Below are 17,471 nucleotides of genomic sequence, written 5' to 3'. Positions count from 1 at the left end.
ATTTTTTTCAAAACTACATTGACAAATCATTATTAAACTTTACATATGATAAGTTTTAATTTTTGAAACGTTCTTTTCTAATTCTACTAAGTGATACATCAGTTATTCCTATAAAAGATGCAATATCCTTTAATGAAAAATATTGGAAGACTTCAGGATTATTTCGTTCAAGATATTCATACCTTTGGATGGCATTACAGTTAAGAAGTAGCTTTCGCAATTGAAACTCTTGAACATATACATTTTCAGCTATTTTTCTTCCAATTGTATCGAAAATGTGATGCTCTTCACATAGATTCATCAACTTTTTTTGATTTATAACAATTAATTCACAATCCTGGACAGCTTGAAAAGAAATATCTGAGGTATGTGGTGTAACCCAGCAATAATAATTGGTAAAAAAGTTGTTTTTTAAAAAGAAGTGTATGACCCTTTTTGCCCCGTCAATAGATTCAAATGCTTTTACCGCACCCCTATTGATAAACCATAAATGATTACAATATTTTCCTTGTTCCAATATATATTCATTCTTCTCATATAACTTAACAGCAGAAATTTTGTCCAATAATTTCCTATACGACTCGGGGAAATGTTCTACTACATATTCTATTATATTGTAAATCATGGTTTAATTAGTGCTGACGTTGCGTGTATATTGCGTCTGCCTGCCGATAGGCTGCTATGATTTGTTATACATTGTTAGCCTTATTTATTATTCAATAAATACTTTCTCATTTAAGTTATTACATTCTTTTAATTCTGAAGAGATGTTCCGCTCGAGATTATTTTTAAACCCTTTTCGATTTATTTGCCAATAATCACCATAAACAGATTTATAGCAGATTGTGATATTAATTCTATGAGACTCCTTATAAACTTCTTTCATCAAATCTGGATTGTAAGTCCAATCTATCAATTGAAAATCTTCGTTTGGTTTTATCACTCTATTTAGAAGAATATCATTTGAATGACCTTTAATGCTGTCAGGAACTTCAAGTATGTCATATAGCTCGGACCAATCCGATATAAACTTATCATCGACAGAAATGTAGGTTTGTTCGACAATTGCTGGGCCTGTACCTCTATTGGATATGTAAAATGCATACCCTTTAAGCCCATCAGCTTGAACGTTCCTGCTCATTCCTAAACTCAAACTTGGCCACAAACCTGATTTAGTCTGTTCAAGAAGTATTTTGGTCTGTTCGTTCATAATATTTGCCTGCCTTGTAGATATAATTAATGCAGCGATACTTGCCAACAAAACTCCAATAGCGATTATTAAGTTGATATCTATCTTTCTTTTCTTTTTAGTCATGTTTTTATTAATTAAGGCTAACGTATATATAGTTACTAAAGGTAACTATATTTCCCAAATACAAGATATATACACACCTATTGAATCAGAAAAGTAAGGGTTAACCTCTGTTAATCAAGAGATCGGATTACCTTAGGTGATCCTAAAAAACTCACTACTGCAAATAGAAAACCCCGAGCTAACGCTCTGATTTTTTATTTTATTCCTAAACCTTAAAGCCAACTTCTGTTGATCAACAGATCGGATTACCTTCGGTGATCCTAAAAAACTCACTACTGCAAATAGAAAACCCCGAGCTAACGCTCTGATTTTTTATTTTATTCCTAAACCTTAAAGCCCATGGCTTTGGGTTTTTCCATAAAATAAAAAACCACGTCAATGACGTGGTTTTCTGCTTGATGTGACCGCGGAAGGATTCGAACCCTCAACCCTCAGAGCCGAAATCTGATATTCTATCCAGTTGAACTACGCGGCCTTTATGATCTTTACTATTAAGACAATTTACTTTTTACAATTGCAGAAATGGTTTTACCATCGGCTTGTCCTGCCAATTCTTTGGATACGATACCCATTACCTTACCCATATCTTTCATCCCTGATGCTCCAATATCATCAATAGTCATTACCACAACCTTCTCGATTTCTTCTTCGGTAAGTTGTTCTGGTAAAAACTGCTCGATCACTTTGGCTTGATCCAATTCTGGTTGTGCCAAATCATCTCTTCCTTGCTCTGTAAAAATAGCAGCACTATCCTTACGTTGCTTTACCAATTTTTGCAAGATTTTAAGCTCCTCATCTTCAGTCAATTCTTCTTTAGCTCCACTTTCAGTTTGTGCTAACAAAATAGCTGATTTGATAGCTCGCAACGACGTTAGCGCATTTGTATCTTTGGCTTTCATCGCTTCTTTCATAGCGGTCATTACTTGCTTCTGTAAACTCATTTTTACCGTTTTTAAACTATTGGATTGCGAAGATAAAAAATAAACCGATAATCCATGATCGGATTACCGGTTATCTGTGTATTTAACTCAAAAATTTACTAGTCTACATTATCATGCAGAAACGAATTGTTTTTTCGTAACTGGATATCGTCATTATCATCGGTTCCTAGTGATGTTCTGGACAACCCAGAATCTTCTGGCTTGGCATCTACATCAATCCCAGCTCTTTTGTATGCTGGCTCTTTTTCGATATCATCGATATTCGAAGAGCTATTTCTGAACTTATAATTAAATTCTTTCATTTTTGCTCTTCGCTCTGCAGCTCTTGCTTTCAAAGTTTCTGAAATAGGCTGATTTACTGGATCTACCTCTCCCTGTTCTTCAGCTTCTGGAGCCGGAGCTACAACTTTCTTTTCAAAAACCACTTCTTCATCTTCTTCCTCCATCACTTCTACAGGTTGTGCTTCGGTCAATCGTTTTTCTTCTTCCATATAGTCCTCAAGACTATACTTACGAACTCCTCCTGAAATCGTCTCACTAGGAGGAACAACTTCAATAGGTTCATTTACTTCCATATCCAAGATATCATCGCTAAGATCAAAGATAATTGGTTGCTCATCCTCTACAATCTGATTGTTCTGAACAGGAACCTCTCTCACCTCTTCTTCTTTCTTGATTTCTCCAGCTGGCATATCAAAAGATAATGAGAATTGATCTGCAGCAGGTTCTTTTTGCTCTTCTACTTCTTCTGCATCTTTTACCTCAATCTCTTTGATAATGTCTTGAGCATTGATAATCACAAAATCATTTTCCGAAGAAAATGGACTTACTACTTCATATTCTACATCGATATTCTTAAGCAAATCGGTAGTTTTAATCAGATCAGAAGCCTCTTCTTCTGTATCATCTATCAATTCGTGCTTGATAACCTTTGGTTCTTCTACTTTATCATTCTTTGGCAACGAAGATGTAATTGGCGTCACCGGCCCGGTAGACTTTGGTGTTAAATCCTGTACCGTTGCCTTTTGCTCATCTTCTAAGGTATGGATGATCTTTTTGGTTTCAGTATTTACGATTTCATCTTGTTGCTCTACATCAAAACCAGTAGCAATTACCGTTACCGAGATAGCATCTTCTAGCGATTCATCTTCACCAACCCCCATAATGATATTGGCACCATGACCAGCTTCTTGCTGAATATGATCATTAATTTCTCCAATTTCATCTATTGTAATTTCTTCTCTACCAGAAACAATCAATAACAATACGTTCTTAGCCCCTGTAATTTTGTTATCGTTCAGTAGTGGAGAATCCAACGCTTTTACAATGGCATCATGTGCACGTTTATTACCAGAAGCATGAGCAGAACCCATTATTGCTGTACCACTATTACTTAATACGGTCTTAGCATCTCGCAAGTCAATATTTTGTGTATAGTGATGCGTAATTACTTCGGCTATACCACGAGAAGCGGTAGCAAGTACTTCGTCGGCCTTAGAGAAACCAGCTTTAAATCCGAGATTACCATATACTTCTCTTAACTTATTATTATTGATCACGATCAATGAATCCACATGAGCACGCAATCGCTCTACTCCCAGCTGCGCCTGTTCGTTTCGCATACGTCCTTCAAACTGGAATGGAATCGTAACGATACCCACAGTAAGGATATCTAATTCTTTTGCCATTTTTGCGATAATAGGAGCCGCACCTGTACCGGTACCACCGCCCATTCCGGCAGTGATAAAGATCATTTTGGTGTTAGTATCCAACATGGTTTTGATCTCTTCATAACTCTCTACAGCCGCTTGTTCTCCCACTTCCGGATTTGCACCCGCACCTAGTCCTTCTGTCAATGAAACTCCTAATTGTATTTTATTAGGAATTGAACTGTTCTCCAACGCTTGCGAATCTGTATTACAGATCACAAAGTCCACTCCCTTGATCCCCTGCTGGAACATGTGGTTGATCGCATTGCTACCACCTCCTCCAACACCAATCACCTTAATCACATTTGATTGGTTTTTAGGTAAATCAAAAGAAATATTCTCAAACTCTTCGTTATTACTCATAATGGCTAATTTTCTGGTTCTCCTACTTTTTCTATTTTTTTATATATCGTATTGAATTCTTACTACTGCCAAGCACTACTCAGCATTATCCAAGAATTCTTTAAATTTCTCTGTCCACTTCTCCAAGATGTTTTTTCTTGGTTTAAGGTCTACTTTTGGTTGCTCTTCTTCATTAATCATCTCTTCTGTATCTGTATCCGCTTCTATATGAACTGTTGTTTCGGTTTTGGCTGCAGCTTTGTTTTGAACAACTTTTCGTTGCCTTTGCATATGTACCAAACCATCCATCACTAGTCCCACAGCGGTAGCATACATTGGACTCGTGGTTTCTGAATCACTGTTCCCCGCCAGGTGTTCATTAGGATATCCAATACGAGTATCCATACCTGTGATATATTCTACCAACTGTTTTAAATGCTTCAGTTGTGAACCTCCTCCAGTAAGTACGATCCCTGCAATCAATTTCTTCTTTGGGGATTCGTGTCCATAATTTTTAATCTCCAAAAACACCTGCTCGATGATTTCTACTACTCGCGCATGAATGATCTTCGATAGATTTTTTAAAGTAATTTCTTTAGGCTCTCTTCCTCTTAATCCAGGGATAGAGACAATCTCGTTGTCTTTATTTTCTCCTGGCCAGGCGGATCCAAATTTTATCTTCAACAATTCGGCCTGCTTCTCTATAATCGAACATCCTTCTTTGATATCCTCTGTGATCACATTACCTCCAAAAGGAATCACCGCTGTATGACGAATAATTCCATCTTTGAAAATGGCTAGATCCGTAGTTCCACCCCCTATATCAATCAAAGCTACACCTGCTTCTTTTTCTTCCTGACTCAAAACTGCATTCGCAGACGCCAAAGGTTCTAGCGTAACATCAGACAATTCTAACCCAGAACTTTTTACACATCTACCGATATTACGAATCGAAGTTACTTGACCTACCACCACGTGGAAATTGGCTTCCAATCGACCTCCATACATCCCCACAGGCTCTTTTATTTCTGCTTGACCATCTACTTTGTATTCTTGAGGTAGTACATGCAGAATCTCTTCTCCTGGTAACATCACCAACTTATGCACTTGATTACATAGTGTGTCTATATCATCATCATCGATCACCTCGTCTGCATTGGGTCTGGTGATATAATCGCTATGTTGTAAACTTCTGATATGCTGTCCTGCAATCCCTACTGTAACATCATTTATCTTTACTCCTGCTACACTTTCTGCTTCGTGAACAGCTTGTTGTATGGATTGGATGGTTTGTGTAATATTATTCACTACACCGCGATGTACACCCAAGCTTTTGGATTTACCAACTCCAAGGACTTCCATCTTACCATATTCATTGTATTTCCCTACCATTGCAACAATCTTGGTTGTTCCAATATCCAGTCCTACCGCTATTTCATTTGTTGCTTTTTCCATATTGGTATTATTTTATAGTACACACCACCTGATTACTAAATTGTAAACTGACTTTTTTATACTTATCAAGGCTCTTGTCTTTGAGTGCCTTTTGATAAAAAGCCTTAAAGTTTTTAACCTTACTATTTAAATTTTCTATTTTCCCTATCACGGTTCTAAATGAGTAGACCCTTACCTCTAGCTCATAATTACCCTTATGATTTCTAAAGACTCCAACTACGTGTTTCTTTAAGAAATCATCTTTCTGTATCATTTTTAACAATGGAAAAACTTCTTTGACTTCTCTTTCGGATACATTATGCACCAAAGGCACATGCGCCGAATAACTATTAGACAAAGGCATCGTATTTCCAGTAGCATCTACATAAAAAGGAGTCACCGCATTAACCCTAGCAATCGGGGTGCGTTGCTTTATTTGCGCCCTAAGTTCTCCATTTACAGTAAGATATACATCAGAGTGTTCGATCATTTTGTGTGAATCCAACTCCTGCTCTACAGTATTCAAAACTAAAATTTCTTTACCGACGTTCGTAACTCTTTCCTGATTTTGTATTAACAATTTATTAACCGACAGTTCACTCACGTATGGATCCTGCTCTTCAATGAATTCTATTTGCACTCGATTGATTTTTCGCTGCTTATTTCGCTCACTTGTGAACGCAAAAAGGACAACGATTAGCACAATCAATCCCACAAATCGTATATATGAAATCATTTTTTTCATCCTAACAACTCATTTTTAACACGTTCTACTTCTTCTCCTATATCTCCTGCACCTATGGTTAAAATCACCTGGGCATCGCTTTTTAAAATTTCAGTTGTCAAATCGCTCTTTGCCACTAACTTTTTATTTTCATTTGCGATCAAACTCAGTAACCAATCTGAGGTTACTCCTGCGATGGGTAATTCTCTTGCCGGATAAATATCTAACAGCATGATCTCATCGAATTGAGTAAGACTGGATGCAAAATCCACAGCAAAATCTTGAGTTCGACTAAATAAATGTGGTTGAAAGATCGCTAATACCTTTTTGCCAGGATGCATTTCTCTTACAGCCTGATGCAAAGCATTGATCTCTGTTGGATGATGTGCATAGTCATCTATATACACCAAATTCTCTGTCTTAATTTTATAACTAAACCTACGCTGAACACCCTTAAAAGAAAATAAAGCCTTTGCCAGCGAGGCGGTCGGGGAGCCGTATAGCAACGCGATGGCAAAGGCTGTTATAGCATTTAACAAGTTATGTCTACCTGGCAGGTTTAAATGCAAATCTTTTATATACTGTGTTGGTGTTTTTAAATCGAAAATATACGTGCCATTATCAACTTTTACGTTTTGCGCACAATAGTCAGAATCATCTTCTATACCAAATGTCATCCCATCAATAGGCAATCCATTACAAATCAAAAGATGATCTTTTACCTTAGCAGAAAAGTCTCTAAAAGATACTTCTAACTCATCAGCCTTTCCATAAATATCCAAGTGATCCGCATCCATTGAAGTGACAGCTGCAATATCAGGATGCAACTGTAAAAATGAGCGATCAAATTCGTCCGCTTCTACCACAACTACCTCATTGCCTTCTAATACAAGGTTAGAATTATAGTTCTCACTAATTCCGCCCAAAAACGCCGTTACTTTTGCTCCACTTTCCTTTAATAAATGTGCCAAAATTGCTGTAGTGGTGGTTTTACCATGAGTTCCAGCTACGGCAAGTGTATATACCTCTTTGGTAATAATCCCCAAAACCTCTGCTCTCTTCTTGATCTGAAAGCCATTGTCTTGCACATAGTTCAACTCCTTATGATCTTTAGGAATTGCAGGGGTATATACCACCAATGTATCCTCTTTATCCAAAAACGATTCTGGTATCGCATTTACACTATCATCAAAATGAATATCGATACCAAGAGCAATCAAATCATTGGTAATCTGGGTAGATGTTCTATCGTACCCTGCTACTTCTTTTCCAAGAAACTTAAAATAGCGAGCCAGGGCACTCATACCTATACCTCCTATACCTATGAAGTAAATGTTTTTTATGTGCGCTAAGGTGCTATTCATATATACTTTAGTTTCTACCAACTCTTATTGTATTAATTTTTCAATTTCGTCTGCAATCTCTGATGTCGCATTGGGTAATGCCATTTTTTTAATAGCATTTCCTAATTTCTCCTGTTCTTCTTTTGCTGCCATCAAATCTGCTATTGTATTTTCAAATTCTGCATCCAATTCACTTTCTCTCAACATCTTTGCCCCTCCTTTATCAACTATAGCCAAAGCATTCTTGGTTTGATGATCTTCGGCCACATTAGGAGATGGGATAAACAATACCGGTTTCCCCACGATACACAACTCTGAAACCGATCCTGCTCCTGCACGAGAGATAATGATTTCTGCTGCTGCATATGCCAGATCCATAGTGTCCAAAAACTCATGTACCTGTACATTATCCATATCATTATACTTCTTATAATCCGCATAGTATAGCTTCCCACATTGCCATAACAACTGTACATTTTGGGTTGCAAAAAAATCCAGTTCTTTTTCTATGAGCTGATTTATTCTGCGAGCACCAAGGCTACCTCCTATAATCAAAATCGTTTTCTTATCTGATGCCAGTTGATACTTTGCTATAGCTTGCTCTCTTTTTCCATTAATGCTTAACAAATCCTGACGAACAGGATTTCCTGTTTTAATGATCTTATCCTTCGGAAAAAATCGATCCATATTATCGTAGGCCACACAAATTTTGTTGGCTTCTTTGGCCAACCATTTGTTGGTGATTCCCGGAAACGAATTTTGCTCCTGGAGCACTGTAGGGATTTTCTTAGCATTTGCCATTTTCAACAATGGTCCGCTTGCAAAGCCTCCTGTTCCAATCACCACATCTGGCTTGAAATTCTTGATAATGGCTCTTGATTTCCAAAGACTACTTATTAGCTTCAATGGAAACAATAGGTTACTCAATGTTAATCTCCTCTGTATCCCACTAATCCAAAGCCCAATAATTTTATATCCAGCCTGTGGCACTTTTTGCATTTCCATTCGATCCTTTGCACCCACAAACAACACCTCTGCATTTGGAAATCTATTCTGCAGCTCCTTTGCAATAGCAATTGCAGGATAGATATGTCCTCCTGTTCCACCACCAGATAATATGACTTTGAGAGTCTTACTCATACTATTTCTTGTAACACCTCTAAAGGGTTTTCTTCTTTTTCTTTTTCTACTTCTTCTTCTACAATTGCTTCCCTTCTACTACTTACACTAAGTACTATACCTATAGCTAGACAGGTCATCCAAATCGATGTCCCTCCACTACTAATCAAAGGAAGGGTTTGACCCGTTACCGGAAACAATTCTACCGCTACTGCCATATTAATCAATGCCTGAAACACTATGGGCAGGCCCACACCTATCACCAGTAGTTTACCAAAAACATCACCACATTTATGTGCTGCTATTACTAATCTAAACAATAATAACAGGTAGAGCAGCATCAAAAACACACCTCCTACAAATCCCCATTCTTCAACAATAATTGCATAAATAAAATCTGAAGAAGACTGTGGCAAAAAGTTTCTTTGTACACTTTTTCCTGGTCCTGTACCAATAACTCCACCTCTGGCAATTGCTATTTTAGCGCGTTCTATCTGATAATCTTCTTGTGTTTCCTTATTGTCGGCAAAATTCTCTATCCTACTCACCCAGGTATCTACACGGTTTGGAAACATCCCTGGAAACGCCTTGGCGAATAATATAAAGAACGTAAGCACCAAAAGTCCGGTTCCTAAAACCACAGCAATATGCCGCAAAGGATATCCACCCAAGAACACCAACATCATCACCATCGAAAATATAATCGCTGCCGTAGAAAAGTTAGCAGGTAAAATCAACATCAACACCAAAAACACGGGCAACCACAACGGTAATAACGTTTCTTTGAAGGAAACCGTTTGATCCTTTATTTTAGATAGATATCTTGCAACATAGGCCATTAGCACCACTGCCGCTAGTGTAGAAGTTTGAAAAGTTACTCCAACAAAAGGAATCCGGATCCATCGACTTGCATTTGCTCCTTCTATCGTATTGTTTTGAGCCATGGTTACCAACAACAACACCAAAACCACAGGGATCATAATAATAGACAATCCTTTGAAATAATGATACGGGATCTTATGCACCACATAAATAATCAAAAACCCTAGTACCAAGTGCGCAAAATGCTTCACTAAAAAACTAAAGGTATCTCCATCTCCATACAAATACGCCAAATTACTACTAGCACTATAAACTGGTAAAAAAGAAAATAACGCCAACAGGGCAGCCACTGCCCATATCACTCTATCACCTTTTATATTTGCCAATACTTTAGTCATCTTTTAATCCTATACTCTTATAATTCTCTAACTGCTTCTTTAAACTGCCTTCCTCTCTCTTCATAATTTTTAAACAGGTCGAAACTTGCACAAGCTGGCGACAACAATACGTTATCATTTCTCTCAGCGATTTTGTATGCAAGATTCACTGCTTCTTTCATAGATTGTGTTTCTGTAATATTATCTACGCAATTTCCAAATGCATTGATGATTTTGGAATTATCTACTCCCAAGCAAATGATTGCTTTTACTTTTTCATTAACCAATGGATACAACTCTGAGTAATCATTTCCTTTGTCTACTCCACCAACTATCCATATCGTAGACGATTTCATAGCATCTAAAGCATAAAAGGTCGCATTTACATTAGTAGCCTTCGAATCATTGATGTACTGAACATTATTGATCTTTAGTACATTTTCTAACCGATGTTCTACCCCATGAAAATTCTCTAAACACTCTCTAATTGTAGTTTTTCTGATCTTCAATAACTGCGCTACTGTAGCGGCCGCCATTGCGTTTTTTACGTTGTGATTACCTTTTAATGCTAAATCTGATGTTGGCATGATTACTTTGTTGTTATCTATGATTATGTTAATGTTTTCGTTTTCTAAATATGCTCCGTTCTCCACCTTTCTGGTTAAAGAGAAAGGCAATAATTTTGATCGAACTGGGTGTTGCTTCAAATAGGTGGTGATCACTTCATCATCAGCATCATATATGAAATAATCTTCCTTAGTTTGATTCATCGCAATTCTAAATTTTGAGGCGATGTAATTCTCAAACTTATTGTCATATCGATCCAAATGATCAGGAGTGATATTGGTCAAAATCGCAATATGTGGTGCAAAATTGATGATCCCATCTAATTGAAAGCTGCTTATCTCTAACACATAAAATGGTTTATCCATTTCTGCTACTTGCTTGGCAAAACTATCTCCAATGTTACCTCCCATATTTATTGCCAACCCCCCATGTTTTAGCACATGATGAGTAAGCATGGTTGTCGTTGTTTTACCATTACTCCCGGTGATCCCAATCATTTGAGCATCCGTATATCTAGATGCAAATTCGATTTCAGAAATCACCTCAACTCCTTTCTCATGTAGTTTTTGAATTAAAGGAACACTATCTGGTATTCCCGGACTCTTCATCACTACATCAGCATTCAGGATTTTATCCTCGCTATGCTGTTGCTCTTCCCATTCGATTTCAAAATTCCTAAGAACGTCTTTATACGTATCGGCGATTGTTCCTCTATCAGAAACAAATACCTCAAATCCTTCTTTCTTCCCTAAGATTGCAGTTCCAACTCCACTTTCTCCAGCTCCTAATACCACCAATCGTTTCATCTATCTTACTTTTAAAGTGATCACAGCTATAATTGCCAGTACAATACCTACAATCCAAAACCTAGCTACGATCTTACTCTCATGTATTCCTTTCTTTTGATAATGATGATGTAATGGAGACATCAAGAAAATCCTTCTCCCTTCACCATATTTTTTTCTGGTATATTTAAACCAACTCACCTGCATCATAACCGACAGGGTTTCGATAAAAAATATTCCACACAAAATCGGTATCAAAAACTCTTTACGAATAGCAATTGCAATCACTGCAATTACACCTCCGATAGTCAAACTTCCTGTATCCCCCATAAACACTTGTGCTGGATAGGTATTATACCATAAAAATCCAACCAAAGCTCCTGCAAAAGCGGTGATATAAATTGTCATTTCTCCTGAATTGGGGATGTACATCACATTGAGGTAATCTGAAAAAATGATATTACCAGACACCCAGGCAAATAAGGCTAGTGTGAGTACAATAATCGCCGAGGAACCTGCTGCCAATCCATCAATACCATCTGTTAGGTTTGCTCCATTTGATACTGCTGTTACAATAAAAATCACGATAGGGATGAAGATCAACCAAGCATATTTGGTTAAATCAGGACTAATCCAAGTGATCAAATCCGAATAATCGAATTCGTTATTTTTGAAAAAAGGAATTGTAGTTTTAGTCGATTTTACCGCAGGCTTGAAATCAGATTGCTCTCCATCAACAACCACCTGTTCTGTATCTGCATTTACCTTTTCTTGTCGTACGGTTATATCATTATGAAAATACATCGTACACCCAACAATAAGTCCAAGACCAACCTGACCAATCACCTTAAACTTACCCGCCAATCCTTCTTTGTCTTTTCTTTTTATTTTCAAAAAATCATCTGTAAACCCAATAATACCCATCCATATGGTAGTAACGATAAGCAGAAGCACATAAATGTTATCTAATCGAGCAAAAAGCAATACCGGAACCAAAGTAGACAGTATGATAATCACACCTCCCATAGTTGGAGTCCCTGCCTTTTGAGCCTGTCCTTCTAACCCTAACTCTCGGATAGTTTCTCCCATTTGCTTCTTTTGCAAGAATGCAATTATTCGCTTACCATAGATGGTAGAAATCAGCAGTGACAATATAATTGCCATGGCTGCCCTAAACGTAATAAACTGAAATAAGGAAGCCCCCGGGAACTGATATTGGTTTTCTAAATATTCGAATAAATAGTATAACATAAGTTTCTATCTCTTATGCATCTCGATGCATCTGGGTTTATTTATTTAGTTTGGTTAATTCTTCTTTTACAATTTTAAAATCATCAAAATCAAATCGTTTTCCATCAACTTCCTGATAGGTTTCATGTCCTTTTCCTGCTATGAGAATAATATCATCTCTTTCTGCTAACTGGCAAGCGGTTTTGATTGCCTGTTTTCTATCGGTTATCGATAAGGTCTTTTTATAATCCTGAGGCTCTACTCCCTTTTCTATATCTTCTATGATTTGATCCGGATTTTCAGTTCTTGGATTATCGCTAGTAAAAATTGCTTTGTTACTTAATTTGGCAGCGATATTTCCCATTACTGGCCTTTTCATTTTATCACGGTCACCTCCACATCCCACGACCGTAATCAATGTTTCATTTTTGGTACGTATATCATTGATCGTTTCCAAAACATTCTTCAAAGCATCAGGCGTATGCGCATAATCTACAATAGCGGTGATTTTCATGTCTTCAGAAATTAAATACTGAAATCTGCCGCTCACGCTCTTCAGATCACTAATCAATCGCAAGGTCTCTAAGGTCTCTAACCCTAATAATTCTGCTGTAGCAAAAATTGCCAGGAGGTTATAGGCATTGAAACTTCCGATTAGCTTTGCCCAAACTTCGTGGTCATTAAATTTCAGCAACAATCCTTCTAAGCTACTTTCTAAAATTTGTCCTCTGAAATCTGCATACGAACGCAAAGCATAACTATATGTTTTTGCTTTGGTATTCTGAAGCATATACCCACCATTCTTATCATCCTTGTTCGTCAAAGCAAAAGCTGTAGACGATAAACCATCGAAAAATGCTTTTTTCACATCACGATATTCTTTGAAGGTATCATGATAATCCAAATGGTCATGAGATAGATTTGTAAAAATCCCTCCCGCAAACGACAAGCCTTCGGTACGCTTTTGATGGATACCATGCGAGCTCACCTCCATAAAGCAAAACTCAACACCAGCATCGTTCATCTGCTTGAGGTATTTGTTGATCGTCAATGAATCCGGAGTGGTATGTGTTGCTGCAAACTCTTCCTCATCTACCAACACCTTCACGGTAGACAGTAAACCTACCTTATACCCGGCATTTTTAAAAAGTTGAAACAATAGGGTAGCAATTGTAGTTTTACCATTAGTACCAGTTACTCCCACCAATTTTAAATTCGCCGACGGAGAACCATAGTAATTGGCCGCCATAATAGCCAAGGCGGATTGGGCGTCCTCTACTTTTATATAAGTAACACCATCTGCTTTCTGCTCTGGAAGTTCCTGACAAATAACAGCAACTGCTCCTTTTTGGATGGCAGTATCAATAAATTTATGACCATCTACCGTTACTCCTTTGATCGCCACAAACAAATCACCCTTCTCGATCTGACGAGAATCGAACTCAATCTTCTCAACACCTACAGAAGTATCCCCTACTACGGTATCGATTGCCACTTTATATAAAATGTCTTTTAGTTCTATCACGATAATTCGAGCTTAACAGTTTGATTTATTTGCACTTTGGTTCCCGGAGCTATAGACTGTGTCCTTACTTTTCCTGATCCTTTTATTTCGACCTTAAGTCCCATATTTTCCAAAAGTGAAATCACATCCATTGCTGGCATGTTTTTCACGTTCGGCATTATAGTTTTATATTTTTGAGCCTTTTCGTAGTACGCATCATAACTCTTGGTTACTGTACTGCTTTCTTCCACCAGATAAGGCACTTCATCAATCACGGGAATATCATTGTATATTTTGGTAGCAATCGTTTTAAAAACGGGAGCCGCTACTTCACTACCATAATATCCTTTTTCTTTATTCGGTTTATGTATTACTACAATGCAAGAATAAATAGGCTTGTCCGCAGGAAAATATCCTGCAAACGAAGAGATGTACTCTCTCTCTTTGTCCTTACCATAATTTCCCCAGCAGGTTCCTGTTTTTCCTGCAATCATGAAATTATCTGTCTTGATATTGTCTGCAGTACCCCTTATCACCACATTTTTCATCATCTCGCGGACGATTCTGGCAGTTTTCTTTGAACAAATCGTTGGATTCAACACTTCTTTATCAAATCGTTCTCTGGTTTTATCCCAAGTTTTGACTTCTTTGATAAATCTTGGTTTTACCATTTCACCATCATTGGCCACCGCATTGTAAAAAGCTAAAGTTTGCAATGGAGTAATCGCCACACCATAACCATGTGCCATCCAAGGCAATGTGGTACCATACCAATCATCATCACCAGGGTATGGTATTTTTGGCACCCCTTCTCCTTTGATCGAAACTCCTAGTGTTTCGGAAAGCCCCATATTGATCAATCGATCTACAAATTTTCTAGGGTTATCCTTATAATTCTCATTGATCATTTTTGCAAAAGCTGTATTCGAAGACACTTCAAAAGCTTTTGCCATAGAAATTTTTCCGTAACCACCCCATCTCGAATCTTTTACCACTCGGTCATAAAATTTAACACGTCCTTTTTCGGTATCCACCACATAGCTAGAATCAATCTTACCATCTTCTAGCGCCGCTACAATTGTCATTAATTTGAATGTTGAACCTGGCTCATGAGATTCTCCTACCGCATAGTTTAATTTTTCGTAATACTTCCCCGCCTTGGTTCTTCCTAAATTCGAAATGGCTTTGATCTCTCCTGTTTTGGTTTCCATCACCACTACAGTACCGTGTTCTGCTTCAAAATCTTCTAACTGTGCTAATAATGCATGATGGGCGATATCCTGGATATTTACATCAATAGTAGACACCACATCATATCCATCTTGTGGCTCCACTTCATTAGCATCACCAATCGGTTTCCATTGGTTTTTTGCTATTTTCTGTTTTTTACGCTTTCCTTCTTTTCCTCGTAAAAACGGACCGTAAGCACCTTCTAATCCAACTCTGGTGTAATATCCTTGATCATCTCTTCTTTCGTACCCAACTGTACGTTCGGCTATTTTACCAATAGGATGTTCTCTTACCGTACGTTGCTCTACGATCAATCCTCCCCTATTAGCTCCAAATCGAAACAGAGGAAACTTTTTCACCCTCATATATTCTGAATACCCAAGCCCTCTTCGAATCAGCAAGTACCTATTCTTATTTGCTCTTGCCGTTCTAATCAACTTATCGTAGTAAGAAACTGGTTTATTGAATTCTTTGGAAAGTGCTTCGCACAAAGGCTTAATGTTCGCTCTGAAATCTTTATCAGTAACCGTTAAGGCATCAAATCGTATGTCATACTTAGGAACAGAAGTTGCTAGCAGGTTTCCTTTACTATCATATAAATTCCCTCTATTTGCAGGAATATCGAAAGTCCTAAACACTCGATCCTGCGCTTTTTGGCGATATACATCTCCTTCTACAAACTGGATATTGACTAACTTCACCAAAACAGCCAAGGCAAAGAAGAACATACATGCCGCAATGAAATACAACCGATTTAATATGTTTTTTTCTTTAATCGCCAAATTCTAGTTTTTTACAATTATCTTCCTTGGTGGACTTGTTGGTCTTTTCAACCCTTTTCGTGTCATTTTCTTTATGATTGAAGACTCCATCTTCAACCGCATCAATTCTGTTTTACCATCGACAAATTGTGTTCTCAATTCTCTTACTTCATTATTCAATTTTGCAATTTCATGCACTTTACTTTCTGCATTGTGCGAGCTTGCGATCATTACAATAGCCAACAAGGAAAGAAATAGCAGCATACGCCAATTCTTCATCGCATCGTCTGCGATCAAAAACTTTCCTTTTAATATGTCATACATGGTTTGTCTCACAATCCTACTCGCTTAAATTCTTTCTGCTATCCTTAGCTTAGCACTTCGTGCTCTATTGTTTTCTTTAATTTCTTCTTCTGAAGGTATGATCAGCCCTCCTACTTTCTTAAAAGGAACTGACACATTACCGTATAAATCCTTTTCTGGCTCTCCCTCAAACATTCCGTTTCGGATAAATCGTTTTACCAGTCTATCTTCTAGTGAGTGATAAGAAATCAAACTGATTCTTCCGCCTTCATCCAAAAGCTCTTCCGTTTGCTGCAAAAACTCCTTTAACACCTCGATCTCCTCATTCACTTCTATACGGATCGCCTGATAAATCTGAGCTAATATTTTGTTCTCTTTATGTCTCGGTAAAAGCGGTTTCAAAACCTCTTTTAGCATCAAACTTGTTTTTATCTTTTCATCAGACCTGGCACCTACTATTACCCTGGCTAGTTTTGGCGCATTTCTTAACTCTCCGTATTCTAAGAAGACTCTTTTCAAATCTGCCTCCTCATACTCATTAATCACATGATAGGCCGACACCTCTTTCTTCTGATTCATCCTCATATCCAAATCCCCTTCAAATCGTGTCGAAAAACCTCTTTCTGCGACATCAAACTGATGAGAAGAAACTCCAAAATCTCCCAAAATCCCATCTACCTTTCTCACTCCATAGAACCTCAAGAATCGCTTGATAAATCGAAAGTTTTCATTGATCAGCGTAAATCTTTCATCCTTAATATCATTCTCTAAGGCATCCGGATCTTGATCAAATGCAAACAACTTTCCGTTTTCCCCAAGCCTTTTCAAAATCTCTTTGGAGTGCCCTCCTCCACCAAAAGTAACATCTACATATATCCCATCTGGCTTGATATCGAGACCATCGACAGTTTCTTTCAGTAAAACAGGGTTATGATATTCAGTTTGTTCCATTTCTTCCTCAACTA

The 17,471-nt window shown here is 37.6% G+C and carries 15 protein-coding genes and 1 tRNA gene; all 16 read right to left on the bottom strand.

Annotated elements, in window-relative coordinates:
• Positions 1–55: 55 nt before the first annotated feature.
• On the bottom strand, positions 56–565 hold the full coding sequence (locus AC0L3Q_RS05005; RefSeq protein WP_473285574.1) for a Crp/Fnr family transcriptional regulator: 510 nt from the start codon (positions 563–565) through the stop codon (positions 56–58).
• 147 nt (positions 566–712) lie between these two features.
• Positions 713–1,315, bottom strand: coding sequence for a hypothetical protein (locus AC0L3Q_RS05000; protein ID WP_473285573.1), 603 nt, complete (start codon positions 1,313–1,315; stop codon positions 713–715).
• 401 nt (positions 1,316–1,716) lie between these two features.
• A tRNA-Arg gene (locus AC0L3Q_RS04995) sits at positions 1,717–1,790 on the bottom strand.
• 16 nt (positions 1,791–1,806) lie between these two features.
• Entirely contained in the window at positions 1,807–2,256 is a 450-nt protein-coding gene (locus AC0L3Q_RS04990; RefSeq protein ID WP_073315447.1) for a GatB/YqeY domain-containing protein, read from the bottom strand.
• 98 nt (positions 2,257–2,354) lie between these two features.
• On the bottom strand, positions 2,355–4,328 hold the full coding sequence (gene ftsZ / locus AC0L3Q_RS04985) for a cell division protein FtsZ (protein WP_473285572.1): 1,974 nt from the start codon (positions 4,326–4,328) through the stop codon (positions 2,355–2,357).
• Between the two features lie 75 nt (positions 4,329–4,403).
• Positions 4,404–5,762, bottom strand: coding sequence for a cell division protein FtsA (ftsA, locus tag AC0L3Q_RS04980; RefSeq protein WP_473285571.1), 1,359 nt, complete (start codon positions 5,760–5,762; stop codon positions 4,404–4,406).
• A gap of 7 nt (positions 5,763–5,769) precedes the next feature.
• A complete protein-coding gene (locus AC0L3Q_RS04975) occupies positions 5,770–6,486 on the bottom strand; it encodes a cell division protein FtsQ/DivIB (protein WP_473285570.1) in 717 nt (238 codons plus the stop codon).
• Complete coding sequence (gene murC, locus AC0L3Q_RS04970) at positions 6,483–7,829, bottom strand: UDP-N-acetylmuramate--L-alanine ligase (RefSeq protein ID WP_473285569.1); 1,347 nt, start codon at positions 7,827–7,829, stop codon at positions 6,483–6,485. Before murC ends, AC0L3Q_RS04975 begins: the two co-directional genes overlap by 4 nt.
• Before the next feature lie 24 nt (positions 7,830–7,853).
• Complete coding sequence (gene murG / locus AC0L3Q_RS04965; RefSeq protein WP_473285568.1) at positions 7,854–8,948, bottom strand: undecaprenyldiphospho-muramoylpentapeptide beta-N-acetylglucosaminyltransferase; 1,095 nt, start codon at positions 8,946–8,948, stop codon at positions 7,854–7,856.
• Entirely contained in the window at positions 8,945–10,147 is a 1,203-nt protein-coding gene (locus tag AC0L3Q_RS04960; RefSeq protein ID WP_073315452.1) for an FtsW/RodA/SpoVE family cell cycle protein, read from the bottom strand. Before AC0L3Q_RS04960 ends, murG begins: the two co-directional genes overlap by 4 nt.
• A 17-nt stretch (positions 10,148–10,164) precedes the next feature.
• Positions 10,165–11,499: a UDP-N-acetylmuramoyl-L-alanine--D-glutamate ligase gene (gene murD, locus AC0L3Q_RS04955; protein ID WP_473285567.1), complete on the bottom strand. Its 1,335-nt coding sequence runs from the start codon at positions 11,497–11,499 to the stop codon at positions 10,165–10,167.
• The gene (gene mraY, locus AC0L3Q_RS04950) at positions 11,500–12,729 is read right to left on the bottom strand and encodes a phospho-N-acetylmuramoyl-pentapeptide-transferase (protein WP_473285566.1); all 1,230 of its coding nucleotides are present in this window, start codon (positions 12,727–12,729) and stop codon (positions 11,500–11,502) included.
• 37 nt (positions 12,730–12,766) lie between these two features.
• A complete protein-coding gene (locus AC0L3Q_RS04945) occupies positions 12,767–14,233 on the bottom strand; it encodes a UDP-N-acetylmuramoyl-L-alanyl-D-glutamate--2,6-diaminopimelate ligase (protein ID WP_473285565.1) in 1,467 nt (488 codons plus the stop codon).
• A complete protein-coding gene (locus AC0L3Q_RS04940) occupies positions 14,230–16,224 on the bottom strand; it encodes a penicillin-binding protein (RefSeq protein WP_473285564.1) in 1,995 nt (664 codons plus the stop codon). Before AC0L3Q_RS04940 ends, AC0L3Q_RS04945 begins: the two co-directional genes overlap by 4 nt.
• Positions 16,225–16,227: 3 nt before the next feature.
• A complete protein-coding gene (locus AC0L3Q_RS04935) occupies positions 16,228–16,527 on the bottom strand; it encodes an FtsL-like putative cell division protein (protein WP_342039423.1) in 300 nt (99 codons plus the stop codon).
• A gap of 24 nt (positions 16,528–16,551) precedes the next feature.
• Positions 16,552–17,457, bottom strand: a complete 906-nt coding sequence (gene rsmH, locus AC0L3Q_RS04930) for a 16S rRNA (cytosine(1402)-N(4))-methyltransferase RsmH (protein ID WP_473285563.1) — start codon at positions 17,455–17,457, stop codon at positions 16,552–16,554.
• Positions 17,458–17,471 lie beyond the last annotated feature (14 nt).

The sequence above is a fragment of the Aquimarina sp. KJ22-3 genome, assembly GCF_055808215.1.
This window is presented reverse-complemented; position numbering and strand designations above follow the sequence as displayed.